The sequence below is a fragment of the Micromonospora sp. I033 genome, from assembly GCF_053890995.1.
Genome location: NZ_JBSSLX010000042.1, coordinates 24402 through 36034, shown reverse-complemented (window position 1 = coordinate 36034; position 11633 = coordinate 24402). Strand labels below are relative to the sequence as shown.

At 70.2% G+C, this 11633-nt stretch carries 7 protein-coding genes; all 7 read left to right on the top strand.

All coding sequences use genetic code 11. The features are described 5' to 3' along the window. The first annotated feature begins 17 nt into the window (after positions 1-17). The 7 genes from ACW0Q9_RS10445 to ACW0Q9_RS10415 all read left to right on the top strand — a co-directional run bounded on the left by ACW0Q9_RS10445 (position 18) and on the right by ACW0Q9_RS10415 (position 11131). Complete coding sequence (locus ACW0Q9_RS10445) at positions 18-707, top strand: hypothetical protein (RefSeq protein WP_456179992.1); 690 nt, start codon at positions 18-20, stop codon at positions 705-707. Between the two features lie 313 nt (positions 708-1020). Then, positions 1021-1566, top strand: a complete 546-nt coding sequence (gene rplJ / locus ACW0Q9_RS10440) for a 50S ribosomal protein L10 (protein ID WP_456179988.1) — start codon at positions 1021-1023, stop codon at positions 1564-1566. 54 nt (positions 1567-1620) lie between these two features. Then, on the top strand, positions 1621-2007 hold the full coding sequence (gene rplL / locus ACW0Q9_RS10435; RefSeq protein ID WP_091317960.1) for a 50S ribosomal protein L7/L12: 387 nt from the start codon (positions 1621-1623) through the stop codon (positions 2005-2007). Between the two features lie 573 nt (positions 2008-2580). Then, positions 2581-6012 carry a DNA-directed RNA polymerase subunit beta gene (gene rpoB / locus ACW0Q9_RS10430; RefSeq protein WP_091262812.1) on the top strand — a complete coding sequence of 1144 codons (3432 nt, stop codon included), beginning with the start codon at positions 2581-2583 and terminating at the stop codon, positions 6010-6012. An 81-nt stretch (positions 6013-6093) separates the two neighbouring features. Further along, positions 6094-9981 carry a DNA-directed RNA polymerase subunit beta' gene (locus ACW0Q9_RS10425; RefSeq protein ID WP_456179985.1) on the top strand — a complete coding sequence of 1296 codons (3888 nt, stop codon included), beginning with the start codon at positions 6094-6096 and terminating at the stop codon, positions 9979-9981. A 110-nt stretch (positions 9982-10091) separates the two neighbouring features. Continuing rightward, complete coding sequence (locus ACW0Q9_RS10420) at positions 10092-10457, top strand: hypothetical protein (protein WP_456179983.1); 366 nt, start codon at positions 10092-10094, stop codon at positions 10455-10457. Positions 10458-10708: 251 nt separating this feature from the next. Next, positions 10709-11131, top strand: a complete 423-nt coding sequence (locus ACW0Q9_RS10415) for a hypothetical protein (protein ID WP_456179990.1) — start codon at positions 10709-10711, stop codon at positions 11129-11131. The last annotated feature ends 502 nt before the right edge of the window (positions 11132-11633 follow it).

Sequence of the window (11633 nt, the reverse complement as noted above, 5' to 3'; positions counted from 1 at the left end):
GCGCCCGAGGTGGCCCGGTGACCGCCCTCGTCCGGCTTCGGCTGGCCGGCTTCCTGCGTACCGGGCGGGCGCTGGCCCCGGTGCTGGCCGGCCTGCTGGCCCTCGGCGTCCTCTACGGCGGCGGCCGGGCCCAGCCGGCGGAGGCCTACGGCGTCTCGGCGGTGGTGCTCTTCCCGGTGCTGGCCTGGCAGACCAAGATCCTGCTCGACGTCGAGCCCGACGTGCAGCGCCGGCTGGCCCGGGTGGTGCTCGGCGCGGCCCGGGAGCGGGCCGCCGGCCTGCTCGCGGCGACCGTGGCCGGCCTGGGCACGGTGGCCGTGGCGCTGGTCTTCCCCTGGCTGGTCGGCGGGGTGACCGGCCCGGCCGGGCCGGGGGACCGGCCGCTGGCCGAGGGGCTGGCGCTCGGCCTCTGGGCCCACCTGCTGGCGCTGCCGGCGGCGGTGGCGCTGGGCGCCCTGGCCAGCCGGGCGATCACCCGCAGCGCCGGCTACGGCGTGGCCGTGCTCACCGTCGGCGCGGTGGCCGCGGTGGTCCTCGGCCTCTCCGGCTCGGTGGCGCCCTGGCTGGTCCCGCCGGTGCTGCCCACCGCCCGGGCGCTGGCCGGCCCGCTGGCGGCCCCCACCGGCCTGCTGCTGACCGCCTGGGCGCTGGCCTGGGCGGCTGTGGCGCTGGCGGGCTACGGCTGGGGTCGGCGGAGCCGCGCCTGAGTGACCGGGAGCACTCCGGGGGCGATTTGGAGGTAACGGGACACGTCGCGTAACCTTGTCGCGTAGTTCCACCCAGAGACCGCTGGTCACCGTGCCCCGGCACGGTCGAAGGTCCCGCGATGACGGGCGACCCGCGCAGGGCGGCAAGCGAAACTCGGTGCTGTGCGTGGTCCGCCGACCGCGCCCACGTTGCCGGCCCTCGCCCCGTGCGCCCTGCGCCGGGGCTTTTCTCGTTGTCGTGATGCCTCCGCCGCCGTCGCGAGCCTTCGCTCGTCGCCGGCGTACCAGCTCCGAGCAACGAGAGAGGAGGGACATGGCGGACAAGCCGATCCGGGCCGACAAGGCCACGGCCGTCGCCGAGCTGACCGAGAGCTTCCGCAACGCGGGGGCCACCGTGCTGACCGAGTACCGCGGGCTCACGGTTTCGCAGCTCACCCAGCTGCGGCGCTCGCTCGGCAAGGAGACCAGCTACACGGTCGCGAAGAACACGCTGGCCAAGCGTGCCGCGACCGACGCGGGCATCTCCGGCCTCGACGAGCTGTTCACCGGTCCTACCGCGCTGACTTTCGTTTCGGGCGACGTCGTCGAGGCGGCGAAGGGGCTTCGCGAGTTCGCGAAGGCCAACCCGAAGCTCGTCATCAAGGGCGGTGTCTTCGAGGGCAAGGCCATTTCCGCGGCCGAGGTCACGAAGCTCGCCGACCTGGAGTCCCGCGAGGTGCTGCTGGCGAAGCTGGCCGGCGCCATGAAGGGCAACCTGAGCAAGGCCGCGGCCCTGTTCCAGGCTCCGCTCGCCAAGACCGCGCGTCTGGCGGCCGCTCTGCAGGACAAGCGCGAGAAGGAGGGCGCCGAGGCGGCCTGAGGCCACCCGGCGCACCCACGTTCTTAGTTTTCACTTTCAGAAAGGACGCCAGACATGGCGAAGCTCAGCACCGACGAGCTGCTCGACGCGTTCAAGGAGATGACGCTGATCGAGCTCTCCGAGTTCGTGAAGCAGTTCGAGGAGACCTTCGAGGTCACCGCGGCGGCTCCGGTCGCCGTCGCCGCCGCCGGCGGCCCCGCCGGCCCGGCCGCCGAGGCCGAGCCGGAGAAGGACGAGTTCGACGTCATCCTCGACGCCGACGGTGGCAAGAAGATCCAGGTCATCAAGGTCGTGCGCGAGCTGACCGGCCTGGGCCTCAAGGAGGCCAAGGACCTGGTCGAGGCTGCTCCGAAGGCCGTCCTGGAGAAGGCCAACAAGGAGACCGCCGAGAAGGCCAAGGCCAAGCTCGAGGGCGAGGGCGCCAAGGTCACCCTCAAGTGACCTTGAGTTCGACCTGACGCGCGTCCGGCTCACGTGAGCCGGGGCACACCGCGTCGCGGCGGGCGGTGATCCGGGGAACCGGATCGCCGCCCGCCGTGTTGGTGCCACCGGGTGGCAGCGGCGTGAGCAGGGCGTCCGCGTCCGGCGTACCGGCGTCCCCGGGGCGTCTGTCGGTAGCCCGTCGGTGGGAAAGACACCCCGAGCGGTAACCGGCCCTTGACGCGGCACGGCCCGGCAGGCACGCTGACACCAGCAAGACCTTCCGCGCTTGCAACGGCCGCCTCTCGGGTAAGGCAACGGCAGCACCACCGCCGCTGCGCCTGAGCGGACCGGCAGGAACGTCGCGTTCCGAGCAGCCCGGTTGACCCGGTTTTCCGAGGTCCCGAGGCAAGTTCCGCGATGACCTGCGGGGTGGGCTGGACAGCGGTTAGCCTCTCGGCTACACTGCTAGTTTGCGCTGCCTTCCGACTTGACCCCTGCTCGGAAATGTCCGTTTACGGATATTTCTGGTGGGGTCATTGGAGTGCACGCGTACCAGCCGTTCTGCAGCACCGGTCCTCGGAAGGACGCATCTTGGCAGCTTCCCGCCCTGCGAAGACCAGTCGTACGTCGAGCGCTTTCGCGCCCCGCCGAGTTTCTTTCGGTCGGATTACCGAACACCTCGAGGTCCCCAACCTCCTCGCCATCCAGAACGAGTCCTTCGACTGGCTCGTCGGCAACGAGGCTTGGCAGGGCCGGTCGTCGGACGACCCGCACGCACGCTCGGGTCTCGCGGAGATCCTCGACGAGATCAGTCCCATTGAGGACTTCTCCGGCACCATGTCGCTCTCCTTCTCGGCTCCGCGCTTCGACGAGGTCAAGGCCTCGATCGAGGAGTGCAAGGAGAAGGACCTGACCTACTGCGCCCCGCTGTTCGTGACCGCGGAGTTCACCAACAACACCACCGGCGAGATCAAGAGCCAGACGGTGTTCATGGGTGACTTCCCGATGATGACGCCGAAGGGCACCTTCATCATCAACGGCACCGAGCGCGTCGTGGTCAGCCAGCTCGTCCGCTCGCCGGGCGTCTACTTCGACAAGCAGCCGGACAAGACCTCCGACCGCGACCTCTCCAGCGTCAAGGTCATCCCGAGCCGGGGTGCCTGGCTGGAGTTCGACATCGACAAGCGCGACACGGTCGGCGTCCGCATCGACCGCAAGCGCCGGCAGGCCGTCACCGTCCTGCTCAAGGCCATCGGGTGGTCCGCGGAGCAGATCCGCGAGAAGTTCGGCTGGTCCGAGCTGATGATGACCACGCTCGAGAAGGACCACATCGCCGGGCAGGACGAGGCGCTGCTCGACATCTACCGGAAGCTCCGCCCTGGCGAGCCGCCGACCCGTGAGAACGCCCAGACCCTGCTCGACAACCTCTTCTTCAACCCGAAGCGGTACGACGTCGCCAAGGTCGGTCGTTACAAGTTCAACAAGAAGCTCGAGCTGGACGTGCCGATCACCACCGGCACGCTGACCGAGGACGACATCGTCGCCACCGTGGAATACCTCTGCCGGCTGCACGCCGGTGAGGAGGGCTACGAGGCCGACGACATCGACCACTTCGGCAACCGGCGCCTGCGCACCGTGGGCGAGCTGATCCAGAACCAGGTCCGGGTCGGTCTCTCCCGGATGGAGCGGGTCGTCCGCGAGCGGATGACCACCCAGGACGTCGAGGCGATCACGCCGCAGACCCTGATCAACATCCGCCCGGTGGTGGCGGCGATCAAGGAGTTCTTCGGCACGTCGCAGCTGTCCCAGTTCATGGACCAGACCAATCCGCTGGCGGGCCTGACCCACCGGCGCCGGCTGAGCGCGCTCGGCCCGGGTGGTCTGTCCCGGGAGCGGGCCGGCTTCGAGGTCCGTGACGTGCACCCGTCCCACTACGGCCGGATGTGCCCGATCGAGACGCCCGAAGGCCCGAACATCGGTCTGATCGGCGCGCTCTCCACCTTCGCCCGGGTCAACCCGTTCGGCTTCATCGAGACGCCGTACCGGAAGGTCATCGACGGTCGGGTCACCGACCAGATCGACTACCTGACCGCGGACGAGGAGGACCGGTTCGTCAAGGCGCAGGCCAACGCTCCGCTGAAGTCGGACGGGTCGTTCGCCGAGGACCGCGTCCTGGTCCGCCGTAAGGGCGGCGAGACCGAGGACGTGGCGCCGTCGGCCGTCGACTACATGGACGTGTCGCCGCGGCAGATGACCTCGGTCGCGACCGCGATGATCCCGTTCCTCGAGCACGACGACGCCAACCGCGCGCTCATGGGCGCGAACATGCAGCGCCAGGCGGTGCCGCTGGTCAAGGCCGAGGCCCCGCTGGTCGGCACGGGCATGGAGTACCGGGCGGCCGTGGACGCCGGTGACGTGGTCGTCGCCGAGGTCGGCGGTGTGGTCGAGGACCTCTGCGCGGACTACATCACCGTCCACCAGGACGACGGCCACCGCCGGACGTACCTGCTGCACAAGTTCCGCCGCTCCAACGCCGGCTCCTGCGTCAACCAGAAGCCGGTCGTCTTCGAGGGCGACCGCGTCGAGGCCGGCCAGGTCATCGCCGACGGTCCGTGCACCGACGAGGGCGAGATGGCGCTCGGGCGCAACCTGCTCGTGGCGTTCATGACCTGGGAGGGCCACAACTACGAGGACGCGATCATCCTGTCGCAGCGCCTCGTGCAGCAGGACGTGCTCACCTCGATCCACATCGAGGAGCACGAGGTCGACGCCCGGGACACCAAGCTCGGCCCGGAGGAGATCACCCGCGACATCCCGAACGTCAGCGAGGAGATGCTCGCCGACCTCGACGAGCGCGGCATCATCCGGATCGGCGCCGAGGTCGTCCCCGGCGACATCCTGGTCGGCAAGGTCACCCCGAAGGGTGAGACCGAGCTGACCCCCGAGGAGCGGCTGCTCCGCGCGATCTTCGGCGAGAAGGCGCGCGAGGTCCGGGACACCTCGCTGAAGGTGCCGCACGGCGAGACCGGCACGGTCATCGGTGTGCGTACCTTCTCCCGCGAGGACGGCGACGAGCTGCCCCCGGGCGTGAACGAGCTGGTCCGGGTCTACGTGGCCCAGAAGCGCAAGATCCAGGACGGTGACAAGCTCGCGGGCCGCCACGGCAACAAGGGCGTCATCTCCAAGATCCTGCCGATCGAGGACATGCCGTTCCTGGAGGACGGCACCCCGGTCGACATCGTGCTGAACCCGCTCGGTGTGCCGTCCCGGATGAACATCGGCCAGGTCCTGGAGACCCACCTCGGGTGGGTGGCCAAGACCGGCTGGAGCGTGGACGGCGACGACGCCGAGTGGAAGCGCCAGCTCCGCTCGATCGAGGCGCACGAGTCCGAGCCCGACACCAACGTGGCCACTCCGGTCTTCGACGGTGCCCGGGAGGAGGAGATCTCCGGTCTGCTCGCGTCGACCCTGCCCAACCGGGACGGCAAGCAGCTGATCGGCTCCTCCGGCAAGGCGCAGCTGTTCGACGGTCGCTCCGGCGAGCCGCTGCCGGACCCGATCGCGGTCGGCTACGTCTACATCCTCAAGCTCAACCACCTGGTCGACGACAAGATCCACGCCCGGTCGACCGGCCCGTACTCGATGATCACGCAGCAGCCGCTGGGTGGTAAGGCCCAGTTCGGTGGCCAGCGCTTCGGTGAGATGGAGTGCTGGGCCATGCAGGCGTACGGCGCCGCCTACGCCCTGCAGGAGCTGCTGACCATCAAGTCCGACGACGTCCTCGGCCGGGTCAAGGTCTACGAGGCGATCGTCAAGGGCGAGAACATCCCGGAGCCGGGCATCCCGGAGTCGTTCAAGGTGCTGCTCAAGGAGCTGCAGTCGCTGTGCCTCAACGTCGAGGTGCTGTCCAGCGACGGTGTGGCCCTGGAGATGCGCGAGACCGACGACGAGGTGTTCCGGGCCGCGGAGGAGCTGGGCATCGACCTGTCCCGGCGCGAGCCGAGCTCGGTCGAAGAGGTCTGAGGCGAGCGGTCGGGAGCCGGTTCGCCGGCTCCCGACCCCGCCCGTTAGCTAAGCAGTACAGACGACGACATAGGGGACATAGTGCTCGACGTCAACTTCTTCGACGAGCTGCGCATCGGTCTCGCCACCGCCGACGACATCCGTCAGTGGTCCCACGGCGAGGTCAAGAAGCCCGAGACCATCAACTACCGCACCCTGAAGCCGGAAAAGGACGGGCTCTTCTGCGAGAAGATCTTCGGTCCGCAGCGGGACTGGGAGTGCTACTGCGGTAAGTACAAGCGGGTCCGCTTCAAGGGCATCATCTGCGAGCGCTGCGGCGTCGAGGTGACCCGCTCCAAGGTCCGCCGGGAGCGGATGGGTCACATCGAGCTGGCCGCTCCGGTGACTCACATCTGGTACTTCAAGGGCGTGCCGAGCCGGCTGGGCTACCTGCTGGACCTCGCGCCGAAGGACCTCGAGAAGATCATCTACTTCGCCTCGTACGTCGTGACGAGCGTGGACGCCGAAGCGCGTCACCGTGACCTCTCGACCATCGAGAACGAGATCCTGGCCGAGAAGCGGCAGGCCGAGAACAGCCGCGACTCGGAGATCGAGAAGCGGGCCGCCAAGCTCGAGGCCGACCTGGCCGAGCTGGAGGCCGAGGGCGCGAAGGCGGACGTCCGGCGCAAGGTCAAGGAGGGCGGAGAGCGCGAGATGCGCCAGATCCGCGACCGGGCCCAGCGCGAGATCGACCGCCTCGACGAGGTCCTCGACACCTTCCGCAAGCTGGAGCCGAAGCAGCTGGTCACCGACGAGCTGCTCTACCGCGAGCTGCGCGACCGCTTCGGCGAGTACTTCACCGGCAGCATGGGCGCCGAGGCCATCAAGGCGCTGGTCCAGAACATGGACCTGGAGGCCGAGGCCGAGAGCCTGCGCGAGACCATCCGGTCCGGCAAGGGCCAGCGGAAGATCCGGGCGCTCAAGCGGCTCAAGGTCGTGGCGGCGTTCCAGAACACCCGCAACTCGCCGCTCGGCATGGTGCTGGACTGCGTCCCGGTCATCCCGCCGGACCTGCGTCCGATGGTGCAGCTGGACGGTGGCCGCTTCGCGACCTCCGACCTGAACGACCTGTACCGCCGGGTGATCAACCGGAACAACCGCCTCAAGCGGCTGATCGACCTCGGCGCGCCCGAGATCATCGTCAACAACGAGAAGCGGATGCTCCAGGAGGCAGTCGACGCGCTGTTCGACAACGGCCGTCGCGGCCGGCCGGTCACCGGCCCGGGTAACCGCCCGCTGAAGTCGCTCTCCGACATGCTCAAGGGCAAGCAGGGCCGGTTCCGCCAGAACCTGCTCGGCAAGCGCGTCGACTACTCCGGCCGTTCGGTCATCGTGGTCGGCCCGAAGCTCAAGCTGCACCAGTGCGGCCTGCCCAAGCAGATGGCGCTGGAGCTGTTCAAGCCGTTCGTGATGAAGCGGCTGGTGGACCTCAACCACGCGCAGAACATCAAGTCCGCCAAGCGGATGGTCGAGCGGCAGCGGCCGGTCGTGTGGGACGTGCTGGAAGAGGTCATCGGCGAGCACCCGGTCCTGCTGAACCGGGCGCCGACCCTGCACCGGCTGGGCATCCAGGCCTTCGAGCCGCAGCTGGTCGAGGGCAAGGCGATCCAGATCCACCCGCTGGTGTGCACCGCGTTCAACGCCGACTTCGACGGTGACCAGATGGCGGTCCACGTGCCGCTGTCCGCCGAGGCCCAGGCCGAGGCGCGGATCCTGATGCTGTCGTCGAACAACATCCTCAAGCCGGCCGACGGCAAGCCGGTCACCATGCCCACCCAGGACATGGTCATCGGCCTCTACCACCTCACCCACCTCACCCCCGGTGGGCAGGGCGAGGGCCGGGCGTTCAGCTCGGACGCCGAGGCGCGCATGGCGTACGACAACCGGGAGCTGCACCTGCAGACCCCGGTCAAGATCCGCCTGCGGGGCATCGTCGGGGTCGACAACGGCGCCGGCGCGGAGCCGTGGGTCGCGCCCGAGGGCTGGGTCGAGGGCGAGCCGGTGACGGTGGAGACCACCCTGGGCCGGGTCCTGTTCAACGAGACGCTGCCGCAGGGCTACCGCTTCGTGAACTACGAGATCCGCAAGGGCCAGCTCTCCGCGATCGTCAACGACCTCGCCGAGCGCTTCCCGAAGGTGGCCCTGGCGGCCACCCTGGACGGGCTCAAGGAGGCCGGTTTCCACTGGGCCACCTGGTCCGGCGTCACCATCGGCATGGAGGACGTCATCGCTCCCCCGCGCAAGCGGGAGATCCTGGACCGGTACGAGAAGGAAGCCGACCGGATCGACAAGCAGTACCAGCGTGGTCTGATGACCGCCGAGGAGCGTCGCGGCGAGCTCATCGAGATCTGGACCAAGGCGACCAACGAGGTCGCCAAGGAGATGGACACCGCGCTGCCGCAGGAGAACCCGCTGTGGAAGATGATCAACTCGGGTGCCCGCGGTAACCTGCTCCAGCTCCGGCAGATCGCGGCGATCCGTGGTCTGGTGGCCAACCCGAAGGGCGAGATCATCCCGCGGCCGATCAAGGCCTCGTACCGGGAGGGTCTGTCCGTGCTGGAGTACTTCATCTCCACGCACGGTGCCCGGAAGGGTCTCGCGGACACCGCCCTGCGTACCGCCGACTCGGGTTACCTGACCCGGCGTCTGGTGGACGTCTCGCAGGACGTCATCATCCGCGAGGAGGACTGCGGCACCGACCGCGCCATCCCGATGCAGATCGGCGAGCGGCTGGACGGCAAGCTGGTCGTGCACGAGCACGCCGAGACCAGCGTGCACGCCCGTACCCTGGCCGACGACATCAAGGGGCCGGACGGCACCGTGGTGGCCCACCGGGGTCAGGACATCAACTCGATCCTGGTCGACGCGATCGTCGCGGCCGGGGTGGAGACGGTGCGGGTGCGCAGCGTGCTCACCTGCGAGTCGAAGCTGGGCGTCTGCGGTGCGTGCTACGGCCGCTCGCTGCCGACCGGCAAGACCGTGGACGTCGGCGAGGCGGTCGGCATCATCGCCGCCCAGTCGATCGGTGAGCCGGGCACGCAGCTGACGATGCGTACCTTCCACACCGGTGGTGTCGCGGGTGAGGACATCACCCAGGGTCTGCCCCGTGTCCAGGAGATCTTCGAGGCCCGGATCCCGAAGGGTAAGGCGCCCATCGCCGACACCCCGGGTCGGATCCGGATCGAGGACGGCGAGCGGTCCCGCAAGATCGTCGTCATCCCGGACGACGGCAGCGACGAGATCGTCTATGACAAGATCTCGAAGCGGGTCCGGCTCCGGGCGCACGACGGCGACCACGTCGAGGTCGGCGAGAAGCTCACCGAGGGCACCATCGACCCGCACGAGCTGCTGCGCATCCTCGGCCCGCGCGCGGTCCAGGTCCACCTGACCCAGGAGGTCCAGGAGGTCTACCGCTCGCAGGGTGTGCTCATCCACGACAAGCACATCGAGATCATCATCCGCCAGATGCTCAAGCGGGTGACGGTCATCGACTCCGGCTCGACCGAGTTCCTGCCGGGCGTGCTGGTCGACCGGGCGCTGTTCGAGTCGGAGAACCGCCGGCTCGTCGGCGAGGGTGGCGAGCCCGCCGCCGGTCGCCCGGTGCTGATGGGTATCACCAAGGCCTCGCTGGCCACGGATTCCTGGCTGTCGGCGGCCTCCTTCCAGGAGACCACCCGGGTGCTGACGGACGCGGCGATCCACGCCCGCAGCGACTCGCTGATCGGCCTCAAGGAGAACGTGATCATCGGTAAGCTCATCCCGGCCGGTACGGGCATCAGCAAGTACCGCAACGTCCGGGTCGAGCCGACCGAGGAGGCGAAGGCCAAGGTCTACTCGATGACCGGCTACCCGGAGACCGACTACGGCTTCGGGCCGGCCAGCGGCCAGGCGGTGCCGCTGGACGACTTCGACTTCGGGTCGTACCGCTAAGCAGTAGGAACGACGAGGCCCCCGGCACCCGCCGGGGGCCTCGTCGCGTCCGCGCACCCGCCGAGCGGGCGCGGACCCCTCGGGCGGCGCGCCGGGGCATGATGGTGGGCATGACGACCATGCCCGGGCAGGTACCCGTCGCCCAGCAGTGGCGCCATCCGCTCGACCCCGAGCCGGTCCGCTCGACCAAGGCCCGCGCGGTCTTCGCCCTCGGGCTGATCGGGGCGCTCACCGGGCTCTTCATCGGCGGCGTGGTGCCCGCGACCCTCGCGCTCACCCTCGCCCGGCAGGCGCGGCGCGAGGCGTACGTCTCGGGTGGCTTCCTCACCGGCGCCGGCTGGCTGCGCCGGGGCGAGCAGCTGGCCTGGACGGGTCTGCTGCTCGCGGCCGTGGCGATCGTGGCGGCCGTGGTGATCGGCGTGGTCCGGCTCGCCGGCGCCCCGTTCGGGCACGACTTCGCCCCGAACGTCGACTGACCGGGCGGGGGAGCGCGCCCGCGCCCGAACCCGCCGGCGGGTACGGGCCGGCGCCGCCCGGGGTCGCGCCGCACCACGTCGGGCATCAGTCCGCCCCGGCGTTTCCCGGGACACCGCACGGAGGGTCCGCCCCCGCCGGTTGGCCGGCGTCCGGGGCGTACCCCGGGCAGCAGCCGGGGTCCGGCGGCGGGTGGGCCGCGCCGGGGAGCGCGCCGGCCGGCGGTGGCTGGGGGTCCGTGTCCCCGGCGGCGGTGCCGCCGCCCCCGCGCGAGGCGCCGCGCCCGCCGAAGCGGGTCGACGCGGTCCCGGGCACGCCGTTCGGGGTGGTCCACCTGGACGTGCCGCCGGTGACCTCCGGGCTCGCCATCGGGTCGCTGGTCACCGGGATCGCCTCGATCCTGGTCTCGCTGCTGGTCCTCTGCTTCGGCGTCGCCGGGCCGAACTACGGCGGGGCGTGGGCCGCCGGTGCGTTCACCGTGCTCGGGGCGATCGCCGGCACCGCCGCCATCGTGGCGGGGCTGCTGGCCCGGCGGCAGATCCGGCGGCCGGCGCCGCCGCCGGCGGTCCGGTTCACCGGCCGCGGCCTGGCCGTGGCCGGGCTCAGCTGCGGGGGAGTGGGCCTGCTGCTCAGCCTGGGCGGGCTCGCGCTGGCCCTGGTGGTGCAGATCACGTGAGCCGGCTGCCCCGGTGGGCGGCTCGCTGACCAGCTACGACCGGTATGCCCTGATGTCCGGTGCCGGGGCGGAACCGGGGCCGCCGGGCCGAGCGCGGGGGAAGCCGGTACACTTGTCACCGTAGGTGCCCATGACGGGCGGGCGGGCGCGACGAGATCGGCTGGCGGACTGCGACGCGGTCCTCCCGGACCGCTCCGTTTTGACCCGCGCGGCTGTGGTAGGTACTCTTTCCCCTTGTGCCCGGGCCAGCCCGGGCAATGCGTGCGTGCGCCGGAACCGGTCAGCCGGTGATCGCGCGGCCGCACGACAGAGCCCCAAGACCTGGCGTCGGGAGTTTCCTGCGCCGGTGACAAACCCCGGTACGACGCGCGAGCGACCCGCACCGGGACCGTGACTCGGGCGACACGCCCGACCGCGGGTGCTGGGACCCCCGTCAGGTGGCCCTGGTTGGAATGTAGGAGAGCCGTCCATCAGGCCGGCTAGAGCAGACGGCGCGGTCGCC